Origin of the sequence: Streptomyces sp. SS7 (assembly GCF_037993025.1) — a bacterium.
Lineage (GTDB): Bacteria > Actinomycetota > Actinomycetes > Streptomycetales > Streptomycetaceae > Streptomyces.
In genome coordinates this window covers 3,067,704-3,081,852 of the sequence record NZ_CP141223.1, presented here as the reverse complement: position 1 = coordinate 3,081,852, position 14,149 = coordinate 3,067,704, and the positions used below count along the sequence as shown (strand labels likewise).

Below are 14,149 nucleotides of genomic sequence, written 5' to 3'. Positions count from 1 at the left end.
AGGGAGCTGTTTCCATGAGCGCCGAGACTCCTGCTGCCACCAGCCTGTTCACCCGCTGGAGGCTGCAGTTCCGCGCCTGGCGCGGCATGAGGCCGTTCTGGGCCGGTCTGTTCATGATGATCGGCGGCGTCCCGATCATGTACTTCCCGTACGCGCACCTCACGATCGGTCAGCTGACGATCCGCATGTCCACCACGGCCGGTGCGGGATCGCTCATCATCGGGGTCCTGCTCGTCGTCCTGGGCGTCAGCGTCTGGTTCCAGCACCACATCCGCACCTTCGCGGGTGTCGCGGCGATCCTGCTGGCCCTGGTCTCCCTCCCGGTGTCCAACTTCGGTGGCTTCGTCGTCGGCTTCCTGTTCGGGATGATCGGCGGTGCGATGGCCATCGCGTGGGTGCCGGGTACACCGCAGGAGCCGCAGGCGGAGCAGACGCCGGAGGGCTTCGGCGGCGCGCCCGAGAGCGCCGTCCTGGACCTCACCAAGGCCGACGACGCCCCCGCCCGCCCCGACGCCGACGGCGGGCCGGAAGAGCCGAACGACATGTCAGAAACGAGCCCGGCCAACGGGGCGAACGGGAGGCACAGTGTCGGCTGACGAGGTGACGCACGGGGCGGACGCGGACGCGTCCCGTGTGAGAACCGGGCCACGCCACGCGGCACCCAGGAAGCCGTTGCTCGCGCGGATGCACGTGCCGGCGGGCAAGGCGATCGCCCTGGCGGCGATGCCGACGGCCGTGCTCATGGGGATGGGCTTCACGCCCACGCTCGCCCGCGCGGACGAACAGCCGGCGTCGAAGAGCCTCACGGCCGATGAGTACAAGGCCTGTGTCGACGCCATGACGGCCGAGGCGTCCGACTCCGCGTCGCCGTCGGCCTCCAAGTCGCCGGCCGACACCAAGGACGCGTCCACGAGCGACTCGAAGGACACGACGTCCAAGGACACGACCTCCAAGGACACGACCTCCAAGGACACGGACGCGGGCGCGGACAGCGGTTCGGGCGGCTCCTCCTCGTCGGATTCAGGTTCCGACGACACGGCCGAGCCCTCGCCGTCGGCCTCCTCCGGCGCCGCGTCCTCGACGGACACCTCGGCGTCGTCCTCCGACGACACCGCGGCGGAGACCCCGGCTGCCACGGAGACGAGCAAGAACATCCTGGAGACCATCGGGGACGCCATCAAGGACGTCTTCGACGGCGACAACTCCGGCGACGCGACCGCGACGGCGAGCCCGTCGCCCTCCGCCTCCGCCTCGGAAAGCGCCGCGGGCACCTCCTCGGACTCTTCCTCGGGCTCCTCCGGTGCCACCAAGGAGAAGACCGAGAAGACCACCGGCACGGTGAAGGACGCGGCGAGCGAGGCGGCGGCCGCCGCCGACGCCACCGGCACCGCGACAGAGAGCCCCTCGCCCTCCGCCTCCGCCAGCGCCTCGCCGAGCCCCTCCGCGAGCGCCACGACGGACGTCGAGGACTGCCCGGTCGCCACGGACGACGTGAGCGGCGTCGACAACAAGCTGGCCCTGCCCGACGACCCCTGGTACCTGAACGCCAGTTCGCTGCTGCTCAAGGGCGCCGACTACCAGGGCATAGTCAAGGTGAAGACGTCCAACGGCAAGACCAAGCAGGTCCTGAAGTACGTCATCTCCGGCGGCATCGAGATCGGCGACCTGCACCAGACCGTGATCGACAAGAAGGCGGGCAAGACCTACCACGTCCAGGCGCGCACCGGTCTTCCGAACTCGACCATCGACCACGGCGACACGGTCATGTACACCGAGAGCATCTCGGGGAACCTGTTCGGCCTGATACCGGTCACGTTCACCCCGGAGAACCCGCCGCCGCTGAACATCCCGCTGATCTACTTCACCAACGTCAAGGTCCAGCAGGCCGGCCAGTTCGGCGGCACGCTGACCGTCCCGGGCCTGCACCAGTACGTCACCTGACGCACCACACCTGAACCACCCGGCCCACAGAGCCACTTCGGGAGCCGCTCACAGCTGAGGGCGCCCCCCTGTCACAGGGGGGCGCCCTCAGTGGCGTACCGGCCCTTGCTACGCCACGCCGCCGATGTGGTGCACCCGGAGCATGTTCGTCGTGCCCGGGACGCCGGGCGGGGAGCCGGCCGTGATGATGACCGTCTCGCCCGGGTTGAAGCGGTTGATCTTGGCGATCTCCTGGTCCACCATGTCGACCATTTCGTCGGTGGTGTTGACGAACGGCACGACGTGCGACTCCACGCCCCAGCTGAGCGTCAGCTGGTTGCGCGTGTTCTCGTCGGTGGTGAAGGCGATGATCGGCTGCTGTGCCCGGTAGCGGGAGAGCCGGCGGGCCGTGTCACCGGACTGGGTGAAGGCCACCAGGCCCCGGCCGCCGAGGAAGTCGGCGATCTCGCACGCCGCGCGCGCGATCGAACCGCCCTGCGTCCGCGGCTTCTTGCCGGGGACGAGGGGCTGGAGGCCCTTGCTCAGCAGCTCCTGCTCGGCCGCCGTGACGATCTTCGACATCGTCTTCACGGTCTCGATCGGGTAGGCGCCGACCGAGGACTCCGCCGACAGCATGACCGCGTCCGCGCCGTCCAGGATCGCGTTGGCCACGTCGGAGGCCTCGGCGCGGGTCGGGCGGGAGTTGGTGATCATCGACTCCATCATCTGGGTCGCCACGATCACCGGCTTGGCGTTGCGCCGGCACAGCTCGATGAGGCGCTTCTGCACCATGGGGACCTTCTCGAGCGGGTATTCGACGGCGAGGTCGCCACGGGCGACCATCACGGCGTCGAACGCCATCACGACGTCCTCCATGTTCTCGACCGCCTGCGGCTTCTCCACCTTGGCGATGACGGGGACCCGGCGGCCCTCCTCGTCCATCACGCGGTGGACGTCGGCCACGTCCTTGGCGTCGCGGACGAAGGACAGCGCGACCATGTCGCAGCCCATGCGCAGCGCGAAACGGAGGTCCTCGACGTCCTTCTCGGACAGCGCGGGCACGTTGACGGCCGCGCCGGGCAGGTTGATGCCCTTGTGGTCGGAGATGACACCGCCCTCGATGACGATCGTCCGCACCCGCGGGCCCTCGACGTCCAGGACCTTCAGTTCGACGTTGCCGTCGTTGATCAGGACCTGGTCGCCGCGTGAGACGTCACCGGGCAGACCCTTGTACGTCGTGCCGCAGATCGTCTTGTCGCCGGGGACGTCCTCGGTGGTGATGGTGAACTCGTCACCCCGCACCAGCTCCACCGGACCCTCGGCGAAGGTCTCGAGACGGATCTTCGGGCCCTGGAGGTCGGCGAGGACGCCGATGGCCCGGCCGGTCTCCTTGGCGGCGGCCCGGACCCGGTCGTAACGGCCCTGGTGCTCGGCGTGCGTGCCGTGGCTGAAGTTGAAGCGGGCCACGTTCATGCCGGCTTCGATCAGGGCGACCAGCTGCTCGTGGGAGTCGACCGCGGGGCCGAGAGTACAGACGATTTTCGAACGGCGCATGGGGCGATCCTATCGGTTTGTTTCGCTACGGAATATTCCGTCTGGCGGAAGATACAAATGGGCGGGTTCGCGCTCAGTTGCCACGCGGCGGAGCCGCATATCCATCCTGCGGCTCAGTTCGTCTGTACGGCCAATGCATAGGTCTGTGTGGCGATCTCGAGTTCCTCGTCCGTCGGCACCACGGCGACCGCCACCCGGGCGCCCGCGGGCGAGATCAGCCGGGGCCCGCCGCCCCGTACGGCGTTGAGCCCGCCGTCCACCGCCAGGCCCAGGGTCTCCAGGCCCGCGACGGCCGCCGCGCGCACCTCGGCCGCGTTCTCACCGACCCCCGCGGTGAACGCGACCGCGTCCACCCGCCCGAGGACGGCGTAATAGGCGCCGATGTACTTCTTCAGACGGTGAATGTAGATGTCGAAGGCGAGCCGCGCCCGTGCGTCGCCCTCGTCGATGCGGCGCCGGATCTCCCGCATGTCGTTGTCGCCGCACAGTCCGACGAGCCCGCTCTTCTTGTTGAGAAGAGTGTCGATTTCATCGATGGACATTCCGCCAACTCGTGCCAAATGGAAGATGACGGCCGGATCGACGTCCCCGGAGCGGGTCCCCATCACCAGTCCCTCCAGCGGCGTCAGACCCATCGAGGTGTCCACGCACCGGCCCCGCTCGACCGCGGAGGCGGACGCCCCGTTGCCGAGGTGCAGCACGATCACGTTCACCTCCTCGGGTGCCTTGCCGAGCAGCTCCGCCGTCGCCCGGGAGACGTACGCGTGCGAGGTCCCGTGGAAGCCGTAGCGCCGGACCCGGTGCGCGTCGGCGGTCTCCACGTCGATCGCGTAGCGGGCGGCGGCCTCCGGCATCGTCGTGTGGAACGCGGTGTCGAACACGGCGACCTGGGGCAGGTCGGGCCGCAGCGCCTGCGCGGTGCGGATCCCGGTGAGGTTGGCCGGGTTGTGCAGCGGCGCGACCGGGATCAGCCGCTCGATCTCGGCGAGGACCGTGTCGTCGACGACCGTCGGTTCGGTGAACAGCTTGCCGCCGTGCACCACCCGGTGCCCGATCGCGGCGAGTTCGGGCGAGTCCAGTCCGAGCCCGTCCCGGGCCAGTTCCTCGGCCACCGCCTTCAGCGCGGCGTCGTGGTCGGCGATCGGCCCGGTCCACTCGCGGGTCTCCCCGCCGGCCGCGAGCGGTGTGTGCTTCAGCCGCGAGGTCCGCTCACCGATGCGCTCGACGAGCCCGCTCGCCAGCCGGTCGCCCTCCCGCATGTCGAGCAGCTGGTACTTCACCGACGAGGAGCCGGAGTTGAGGACGAGGACGCGGGTCGCGGTCACTGCTGGGGAGCCTTCTGGTCGAGGGACTGGAGGGACTGGCCGAGGGAGCGGTCGACCGACTGGTCGAGGGACTGGGCCTGGATCGCCGTGATGGCGACGGTGGTGACGATGTCGGGGACGAGCGCGCCCCGCGACAGGTCGTTGACGGGCTTGCGCAGCCCCTGGAGCACCGGCCCGACGGCGATCGCGCCGGCCGAACGCTGCACGGCCTTGTAGGTGTTGTTGCCCGTGTTGAGGTCCGGGAAGATCAGCACGCTGGCCTGGCCCGCCACTTCGGAGCCCGGCAGCTTGGTCGCCGCGACGCTGGGCTCGACCGCGGCGTCGTACTGGATCGGCCCCTCGATCTTCAGATCGGGCCGCCGCGAGCGCACCAGCTCGGTGGCCTCGCGCACCTTGTCGACGTCGGCGCCCGAGCCGGACGTACCCGTGGAGTACGACAGCATCGCGATCCTCGGCTCCACGCCGAACTGGGCGGCGGTGGCGGCCGACTGGATGGCGATGTCGGCGAGCTGCTCGGCGTTCGGATCGGGGTTGACCGCGCAGTCGCCGTAGACGAGGACCTTGTCGGCGAGGCACATGAAGAAGACGGACGAGACGATGTCCGCGTCCGACCTGGTCTTGATGATCTCGAAGGCGGGCCGGATGGTAGCGGCCGTGGAGTGGACGGACCCGGAGACCATGCCGTCCGCGAGCCCCTCCTGCACCATCAGGGTGCCGAAGTAGTTCACGTCGGAGACGACGTCGTACGCCAGTTCCACGGTGACGCCCTTGTGGGCGCGGAAGTGCGCGTACCGCTCGGCGAACGCGTCCCGCAGCTCGCTGGTCGCCGGGTCGATCACCTGGCAGTCGCCCAGGTCGATGCCGAGGTCGGCGGCCTTCTTGCGGATCTGGTCCTCCGGCCCGAGCAGCGTGAGGTCGCACACTCCGCGCCGCAGCAGCACCTCGGCCGCGTGCAGCACCCGCTCCTCGGTGCCCTCCGGCAGCACCACCCGCCGCCGGTCGGCGCGGGCCTGCTCCAGCAGCTGGTGCTCGAACATCATCGGCGTGACCCGGTCGGTGCTGGGGGCGGAGACGCGCCTGAGGAGCTCGGCGGTGTCGACGTGCCGCTCGAACAGCCCGAGCGCGGTCTCGGCCTTGCGCGGGGTGGCCGCGTTCAGCTTGCCCTCCAGGGAGAACAGCTGCTCAGCGGTGGGGAAGCTGTTGCCGGGCACCGACAGGACGGGGGTGCCGGGGGCCAGCCGGGCGGCGAGGGTCAGGATCGCGTCGCTGGGGACCTCGTCGAGGGTGAGCAGCACCCCGGCGATCGGCGGGGTGCCGGCGCTGTGTGCGGCGAGCGAGCCGATGACCAGATCGGCCCGGTCGCCCGGGGTGACCACGAGACAGCCCGGGGTCAGGGCCGCGAGGAAGTTCGGCAGCATCGCGCCGCCGAAGACGAAGCCGAGGGCGTCGCGGGCGAGCCCGGAGTCGTCGCCGAGCACCACCCGGGCGCCGAGCGCGTGGCTGACCTGGGCGACGGTCGGCGCGGACAGGGCGGGCTCGTCGGGCAGCACGTAGGAGGGGACGGGCAGCCGCTTCGCCAGCGCCTCGGCCATCCCGTCCCGGTCCTCGCGGGCGACCAGGTTGGCGACCATGGCGAGCACGTCGCAGCCGAGCGCCACGTAGGCGCGGTAGGCGTTGCGCGTCTCGGCGAGGACGGACTCCGCGGTCTGCTTGCGGCCGCCGACCACCGGGATCACGGACGCGCCGAACTCGTTGGCGAGGCGCGCGTTGAGGGCCAGCTCGTCCGGGAACTGGGTGTCGGCGTAGTCCGTGCCCAGGACGAGGACGACGTCGTAGTCGCGGGCGACCCGGTGGAACCGCTCGACGAGGGTGGAGACCAGTTCGTCCGCGCCCTGCTCGGCCTGGAGGGTGGATGCCTCGTGGTAGTCCAGGCCGTAGACCGTCGCCGGGTCCTGGGTCAGCCGGTAGCGCGCCCGCAGCAGCTCGAACAGCCGGTCCGGCCGGTCGTGGACGAGCGGCCGGAAGACGCCCACCCGGTCGACCTGCCGGGTCAGTAGCTCCATGACCCCCAGTTCGACGACCTGCCTGCCGTCGCCGCGGTCGATACCGGTCACGTACACGCTGCGGGTCACGCGAGCACTCCGTTTCGTCTGATGGTGTGTGTCGAGGCGGTGTGGGGGGGGCCGGATCATAAAAATCGCCCACCTGGGTGAGCAGAACCCCCTTGACAATACCCCTGGGCATGGATAAGGCGCCCGTCAAGAGACAGTGCCCTCGGCGGCATGGAACAATCGGACCTGGCTCACCGGCATCAACACCGAGCAGGAGACACAGCACGATGCGCATCGGAGTTCTCACCGCAGGCGGCGACTGCCCCGGCCTGAACGCAGTGATCCGGTCGGTGGTGCACCGCGCGGTCGACAACTACGGCGACGAGGTCATCGGCTTCGAGGACGGGTACGCCGGTCTCCTGGACGGCCGTTACCGCAGTCTCGACCTCAACGCGGTGAGCGGCATCCTGGCCCACGGCGGTACGATCCTCGGCTCCTCGCGCCTGGAGCGCGACCGGCTGCGCGAGGCCTGCGAGTCCGCCTCGGACATGATCCACGACTTCGGCATCGACGCGCTGATCCCGATCGGCGGCGAGGGCACGCTGACGGCGGCCCGCATGCTCAGCGACGCCGGTCTCCCGGTGGTCGGTGTCCCCAAGACCATCGACAACGACATCTCCTCCACCGACCGCACCTTCGGTTTCGACACCGCGGTCGGGGTGGCCACGGAGGCGATGGACCGCCTCAAGACCACGGCGGAGTCCCACCAGCGCGTGATGGTCGTCGAGGTCATGGGCCGCCACGCGGGCTGGATCGCCCTGGAGTCGGGCATGGCGGCGGGCGCCCACGGCATCTGCCTCCCCGAGCGTCGCTTCGACCCCGCCGACCTGGTCAAGATGGTCGAGGAGCGCTTCGCGCGCGGCAAGAAGTTCGCCGTGATCTGCGTGGCGGAGGGCGCCCATCCGCTCGACGGCAGCATGGACTACGACAAGGGCGAGATCGACAAGTTCGGCCACGAGCGCTTCCAGGGCATCGGTACGGCCCTCGCGTACGAGCTGGAGAGGCGGCTCGGCAAGGAGGCCCGGCCGGTCATCCTCGGCCACGTCCAGCGCGGCGGTGTCCCCACGGCCTACGACCGCGTCCTCGCCACCCGCTTCGGCTGGCACGCCGTGGAGGCGGCCCACCGCGGGGAGTTCGGCAGGATGACGGCCCTGCGCGGCACCGACGTGGTGATGGTCCCGCTGGCCGAGGCGGTCACCGAACTGAAGACGGTCCCCAAGGACCGGATGGACGAGGCGGAGTCGGTCTTCTAGTGCCGTGACCGGGAAGGTTTGCCGGGAAGCTCGCGGCGTCCGGTGCGGTGCATCGCAAGGCGGAGCGTCGCCCGCGTACTGGATGTACTCGGGTGATGCGACAACGCGGCGAGGTGCCGTGCCGGGCGTCGCGAGCCGGTGAACCTTTCCGGTCACGGCACTAGCTTCTCCGGAACTCCTTCCGGGGCTTCCGGGGCTTCCGGCCGGCCCGGAGCGGTCACCGCCCCTTGCCCGCCGCCCCCTTCACCCACCGGTAGACCAGTTCGGGCCGTCCCACCTGCCCGTACAGCGGCTTGCGCTCGGCGCGGCCCGCCTCCACCAGGTGCTCCAGATAGCGCCGGGCGGTGATGCGGGAGATGCCCACCGTCTCGGCCACGCCCGCCGCCGTGAGGCCCTCCGGGGCCTCGCGGACGGCCTTTGTGACCTGTTCCAGGGTCGGGGCGCTCAGGCCCTTGGGCAGGGCCGCCGGGGTCGGGGCGCGCAGGGCCGCGAGGGCGCGGTCCACCTCGTCCTGGCCGCTCGCCTCGCCGGCCGCGCCGCGGAACTCCGCGTACCGCACCAGACGGTCGCGCAGCGTCGCGAAGGTGAAGGGTTTCAGGACGTACTGGACGACGCCCAGGGAGACGCCCTCGCGGACCACCGTCAGATCGCGGGCCGAGGTCACCGCGATGACGTCCGCGTGATAGCCCGCCGCCCGCAGGGAGCGGGCCAGTTGGAGGCCGTGCGCGTCCGGCAGGTGGAGGTCGAGGAGGAGCAGGTCCACCGGGGTGCGGTCGAGGAGGCGCCGGGCCTCCGCGCCCGTGTGCGCCTTCCCGACCGCGACGAACCCCGGCACCCGCCCGACGTACATCACATGCGCGTCCGCGGCCACCGGATCGTCCTCGACGACCAGCACTCTGATGGGACCACCCGGTACTTCCGGTCTCTCCGGCACTTCCGTCATCCTTTGCCTCCTGGCACCGCCGTCGCCCGCCGCAACGGCAGCCGCACCGTGAACGCGGCCCCGCCGCCGTCCGCCTCCGTCACCGACAGCGTCCCCTCGTGCCGGTGCACGGCCTGCCGGACCAGGGCGAGACCGAGACCGCGCCCCCCGGGGCCCGACGGCTTGGTCGAGAAGCCCCGCTCGAAGACGAGGGAGGCGTGGGCAGGATCCACCCCCGCGCCGGTGTCCGCCACCCCCAGCAGCAGCTCGTCCCCGTCGGTGCACGCGGTCACCGTGACCCGTGCCCCGACGCTGCCCTGCGCCGCGTCCACCGCGTTGTCGATGAGGTTGCCGAGGATGGTGACCAGGTCCCTGGCCGGCAGCGACGGCGGCAGCAGACCGTCGTCCAGTCCGCTGTCCTGCGACACCACCAGCTCCACGCCGCGCTCGTTCGCCTGGGCGGTCTTGCCCAGCAGCAGCGCCGCGAGGACGGGCTCGCTCACCGCCGCCACGACCTGGTCGGTCAGCGCCTGCGCCAGCTCCAGCTCCGCCGTGGCGAACTCGACCGCCTCGTCCGCCCGGCCCAGTTCGATGAGCGAGACCACGGTGTGCAGCCGGTTCGCCGCCTCGTGCGCCTGCGAGCGCAGCGCCTGGGTGAACCCCCGCTCGGAGTCCAACTCGCCCATCAGGGACTGGAGTTCGGTGACGTCCCGGAGGGTGACGACCGTACCCCTGCGTTCTCCGCCGGACACCGGCGACGTGTTGACCACCAGCACCCCCGCCGCCGTCAGATGCACCTCGTCCACCCGCGGCTCGGAGGCCAGCAGCGCGCCCGTCAGCGGGGCCGGCAGCCCCAGGTCCGCCACCGACCTGCCGACGACGTCCCCCGGCAGCCCGAGCAGCTCCCGCCCGCCGTCGTTGATCAGTGCCACCCGGTACTGCCCGTCCAGCATCAGCAGCCCCTCGCGCACCGCGTGCAAGGCCGCCTGGTGGTAGTCGTGCATCCGGCTCAGCTCGGTGGCGTTCATTCCGTGGGTGTGCCGGCGCAGCGAGGCGTTGACGACGTACGTGCCCACCGCGCCCAGCAGCAGCGCACCCGCCGCCGCCGAGAACAGGGCCGTGACCTGGTCCTGGACCCGCTTGCTGATCGCCTCCACCTTGATGCCCGCGCTGACCAGCCCGATGATCCGGTCGCCGTCCTCGATCGGGGTGACCGCCCGCACGGACGCGCCCAGCGTGCCCGTGTACGTCTCGGTGAAGGTCTGGCCCGCCAGGGCCTTCGCCGTGTTCCCGCGGAAGTGCCGGCCGATCTCCCGCACGTCCGGATGCGTCCAGCGGATGCCCGCGGGATTCATGATCGTCACGAAGTCGACCTCGGTGTCCTTCATGACGCGCATCGCGTACGGCTGGAGCTCGGCCGTCGGGTTCGCCGAGCGGACGGCCGTCCGCACCGAGGGGGAGTCGGCGACCGAGCGGGCCACCGCGGTGGCCTGGCGGCCCGCGGCCTCCTCGGCCTGCGTGCGGTCGCTGACGTACGTGAACAGCGCGTACCCGGCCACGAGCACCGCTATCAGCACGGCCTGCATGGCGAAGAGCTGGCCGGCCAGGCTGCGGGGCATCGGCACACGGACGGGGAGGCGCATGTCGCCAGTGTGCCTCCCGTGTTAAGTGCGAACTAAATGAACGTAAGGGTGACCGCCCTCACATGCCCGGCGATAGTCACTGCATTCCCCTTATCTCCCCGGACGTGAGCCGCACGCCGGTGATGCCGACGAAGACGTCAAGGAGGGCAGCCGTGGCCGCCAGCACCACTCCCCATACGGCACCTGCCGCACCCGCTGGGAAGCGGGACCGCACCCACTATCTCTACATCGCCGTCATCGCCGCCGTGGCGCTCGGCATCGCCGTGGGGCTGATCTGGCCCGACCTCGGTGTCGAGCTCAAGCCGCTCGGCACCGGGTTCGTGAACCTGATCAAGATGATGATCTCCCCGATCATCTTCTGCACGATCGTGCTCGGCATCGGCTCCGTACGGAAGGCCGCGAAGGTCGGCGCCGTCGGCGGTATCGCCCTCGGCTACTTCCTGGTCATGTCCCTGGTGGCGCTGAGCATCGGCCTCGTCGTCGGCAACATCCTCCACCCGGGCGACGGACTGCACCTCACCGAGGCGATCAAGGCCACCGGCCACGACCAGGTCTCCGACGAGGCACTGCCTCCGGTCGACTTCGTCCTGTCGATCATCCCGAAGACGTTCCTGTCCGCGTTCACCGAGGGCCAGGTCCTGCAGACCCTGCTGGTCGCCCTGCTCGCCGGCTTCGCGCTCCAGGCCATGGGCAACGTCGGCCAGCCGGTGCTGCGCGGCATCGAGCACATCCAGCGGCTCGTCTTCCGCATCCTCGCCATGGTGATGTGGGCCGCCCCGATCGGTGCCTTCGGCGCCATCGCCGCGGTCGTCGGCTCGGCCGGCCTGGACGCGCTCAAGAGCCTCGCCGTCCTGATGCTCGGCTTCTACGTCACCTGCTTCCTCTTCGTCTTCATCGTCCTCGGCGTCCTGCTGCGGGTGGTCGCCGGCCTGAACATCCTGACCCTCTTCAAGTACCTCGCCCGTGAGTTCCTGCTGATCCTCTCCACCTCCTCCTCCGAGTCCGCGCTGCCGCGCCTCATCGCGAAGATGGAGCACCTCGGCGTCAGCAAGCCCGTCGTCGGCATCACCGTCCCGACCGGCTACTCCTTCAACCTCGACGGCACCATGATCTACATGACCATGGCGTCCCTCTACATCGCCGACGCCCTCGGCACGCCGATGTCGATCGGCGAGCAGATCCCGCTGCTGCTCTTCCTGCTCCTCGCCTCCAAGGGCGCGGCGGGCGTCAGCGGCGCCGGCCTGGCCACGCTGGCCGGCGGGCTCCAGTCCCACAAGCCGGCCCTGGTGGACGGCGTCGGCCTGATCGTCGGCATCGACCGCTTCATGAGCGAGGCCCGCGCCCTGACGAACTTCGCGGGCAACGCGGTCGCCACCGTCCTGGTCGGCACCTGGACCAAGGAGATCGACAAGTCCCGCGTCCAGCAGGTCCTCGCCGGTGAGCTGCCCTTCGACGAGAAGACCCTGCTCGACGAGGGCGAGACCGCCACCGGCGGCGAGGTGCCCGAGCCCCGCGAGGAAGGCGAGAAGGAACTCGCCAAGGCCTGACGGCCCGACCGCGGCACCCCGTCGTACCGCAGGACCCCCCCGAACCCCGGGTGTCCGGCCCCGCCTGAACCGGGGCCGGACACCCGGACAAGGCCCGGGCGGCTGAGCGCTCCCCCGCAGCTCAGCCGCCCGGCTTTTTTCGTTGTGGACGCGCCGATGCAGGGTGGACGGGCCGATCCGGATCCTCACCGACCTCTTACCGGGATCCACTAGCCTGCCGCGCCGACAGAGCGACGGGAGGCACGGGGGATGAAGATCGACTGGGACCGGCGGACCTGCGCCGGGCGCGGGCACGTGACGTACGCGCCGGACGAACCGGCACTGCGGGTACGGCTGACGGCGGAGACCGCGCTCGGCGAGGTCTGGCGCTGTCTGCGCTGCGGCGACTTCGTGCTCGGCGAGCCGCACGGGGCGGGACCGGCCGCCGACGCCCCGCTCGTCCCGCGCGGCAAGGTGCTCCGGGACCTGTTCGTGCTCCGCTTCCTCGCCGTCGAGCGGGCCGTGCGGGGTGTGTTCATCGTGCTGGTCGCGGCGGCCGTGTGGAAGTTCAGCAACTCGCGGGACGCGGTCCACCGCCTCTTCGACGAGTACCTGGACGTCTTCCGCCCGGTCTTCCGGCACTTCCACTACGACCTCGACCACTCGCCGGTCGTCGGCACCCTCCAGAAGACCTTCGGCTACCGGCACTCCACGCTGCTGCTGGTGGCGGGGCTGCTGCTCGCCTACGCGCTGATCGAACTGGTCGAGGCGGGCGGCCTCTGGTACGCCAAGCGCTGGGCGGAGTACCTGACGGTCGTCGCCACCGCGGCCTTCCTCCCCCTGGAGATCTACGAACTCACCGAGCACGTCAGCTGGCTGAAGATCGGCACGCTGGTGCTCAACGTCCTCGCCGTCCTCTACATCCTGCTGACCAAGAGGCTGTTCGGGCTGCGCGGCGGGCACCGCGCGTTCGAGGCGGAACGCCGCAGCGCGTCGCTGCTGGAGGTCGAGGAGTCGGCGGGACTGCCGGTGCGCGAACCGCTCTTGCCTTGACGTCGGCGTCAAGCCGTACGGTCGTGGACATGCGAATCGGCGAGCTGGCCGCACGGGCCGGGACCACCACGCGGACGCTGCGGTACTACGAGTCCCGGGGGCTGCTGCCCGCGCGGCGCGGGGAGAACGGCCACCGGACCTATGACGAGGACGACCTGAAGCTGCTGCGGCAGATCAGGACGCTCCAGGACTTCGGGTTCGGCCTGGAGGAGACCAGGCCGTTCGTGGAGTGTCTGCGGGCCGGTCACCCCGAGGGTGACTCGTGCCCGGCGTCGCTCGCGGTCTACCGGCGCAAGCTGGACGAGCTCGACGCGCTGATCGGGGAGCTGCGGGCGGTGCGCGCGCAGGTCGCGGGTCAGCTGGTGCGGGCCGAGCGGGCGCGGGACGCGCTGGCTGCCGAGGCGCGGGTTCCGGGGGGTCCGGAACCCGAGTGCGAACTGGGAGGACGGTAGATGGTGACCGAGGTGACGGACGCGGACTTCGAGGCCGAGGTGATCGGTTCCGGGCTGCCGGTACTGGTGGAGTTCACCGCCGACTGGTGCCCGCCGTGCCGGCAGATGGGACCGGTGCTGAAGGCGCTCGCCGCCGAGGAGGGGGACCGGCTGAAGGTGGTGCAGCTGAACGTGGACCACAATCCCGAGACGACCAACGCCTACCGGGTGCTGTCGATGCCGACGTTCATGGTGTTCCGAGGCGGTGAGCCGGTGAAGGCGATGGTGGGCGCCCGGCCGAAGCGCCGGCTCCTGCAGGAGCTGTCGGACGTGCTGGCCTCCGACATGCTCTGACCTGCGGCAGCACAGAGAAATCCCCCGGGCAATTGCGCCCGGGGGATTTCTCTGCGT

12 protein-coding genes are annotated in these 14,149 nt (G+C 70.5%); 7 read left to right on the top strand and 5 right to left on the bottom strand.

The features are described 5' to 3' along the window. Positions 1-14: 14 nt before the first annotated feature. Together U5640_RS14000 and U5640_RS13995 are read left to right on the top strand one after the other, a co-directional pair. Positions 15-596, top strand: coding sequence for a DUF6114 domain-containing protein (locus U5640_RS14000; RefSeq protein WP_340376137.1), 582 nt, complete (start codon positions 15-17; stop codon positions 594-596). After that, positions 586-1,941, top strand: coding sequence for a hypothetical protein (locus tag U5640_RS13995; RefSeq protein WP_340376136.1), 1,356 nt, complete (start codon positions 586-588; stop codon positions 1,939-1,941). The genes U5640_RS14000 and U5640_RS13995 overlap by 11 nt, the downstream gene beginning before the upstream one ends. Before the next feature lie 108 nt (positions 1,942-2,049). Here the strand turns inward: U5640_RS13995 and pyk are convergent, their stop codons facing one another. From pyk to pta, 3 genes are all read right to left on the bottom strand, one after another. After that, entirely contained in the window at positions 2,050-3,474 is a 1,425-nt protein-coding gene (gene pyk / locus U5640_RS13990) for a pyruvate kinase (protein WP_340376135.1), read from the bottom strand. Between the two features lie 113 nt (positions 3,475-3,587). Continuing rightward, complete coding sequence (locus tag U5640_RS13985) at positions 3,588-4,799, bottom strand: acetate kinase (RefSeq protein WP_340376134.1); 1,212 nt, start codon at positions 4,797-4,799, stop codon at positions 3,588-3,590. Then, positions 4,796-6,931, bottom strand: a complete 2,136-nt coding sequence (pta, locus tag U5640_RS13980) for a phosphate acetyltransferase (RefSeq protein ID WP_340376133.1) — start codon at positions 6,929-6,931, stop codon at positions 4,796-4,798. The genes U5640_RS13985 and pta overlap by 4 nt, the downstream gene beginning before the upstream one ends. Before the next feature lie 206 nt (positions 6,932-7,137). On the opposite strand from pta, the gene U5640_RS13975 reads away from it, so the two are divergent. Further along, positions 7,138-8,163, top strand: coding sequence for an ATP-dependent 6-phosphofructokinase (locus U5640_RS13975; RefSeq protein WP_340376132.1), 1,026 nt, complete (start codon positions 7,138-7,140; stop codon positions 8,161-8,163). 217 nt (positions 8,164-8,380) lie between these two features. Here U5640_RS13975 and U5640_RS13970 read toward each other — a convergent pair whose 3' ends face one another. Together U5640_RS13970 and U5640_RS13965 are read right to left on the bottom strand one after the other, a co-directional pair. Next, a complete protein-coding gene (locus tag U5640_RS13970) occupies positions 8,381-9,106 on the bottom strand; it encodes a response regulator (RefSeq protein WP_340376131.1) in 726 nt (241 codons plus the stop codon). Further along, positions 9,103-10,728, bottom strand: coding sequence for a sensor histidine kinase (locus tag U5640_RS13965; RefSeq protein WP_340376130.1), 1,626 nt, complete (start codon positions 10,726-10,728; stop codon positions 9,103-9,105). Before U5640_RS13965 ends, U5640_RS13970 begins: the two co-directional genes overlap by 4 nt. A gap of 122 nt (positions 10,729-10,850) precedes the next feature. On the opposite strand from U5640_RS13965, the gene U5640_RS13960 reads away from it, so the two are divergent. From U5640_RS13960 to U5640_RS13945, 4 genes are all read left to right on the top strand, one after another. Next, entirely contained in the window at positions 10,851-12,275 is a 1,425-nt protein-coding gene (locus U5640_RS13960) for a cation:dicarboxylase symporter family transporter (protein ID WP_340385093.1), read from the top strand. Positions 12,276-12,524: 249 nt separating this feature from the next. Next, a complete protein-coding gene (locus tag U5640_RS13955) occupies positions 12,525-13,307 on the top strand; it encodes a DUF2127 domain-containing protein (protein WP_340376129.1) in 783 nt (260 codons plus the stop codon). A gap of 29 nt (positions 13,308-13,336) precedes the next feature. Beyond that, complete coding sequence (locus U5640_RS13950) at positions 13,337-13,759, top strand: MerR family transcriptional regulator (RefSeq protein WP_340376128.1); 423 nt, start codon at positions 13,337-13,339, stop codon at positions 13,757-13,759. A gap of 3 nt (positions 13,760-13,762) precedes the next feature. Next, the gene (locus U5640_RS13945) at positions 13,763-14,092 is read left to right on the top strand and encodes a thioredoxin domain-containing protein (RefSeq protein WP_340385091.1); all 330 of its coding nucleotides are present in this window, start codon (positions 13,763-13,765) and stop codon (positions 14,090-14,092) included. Positions 14,093-14,149: the final 57 nt, after the last annotated feature.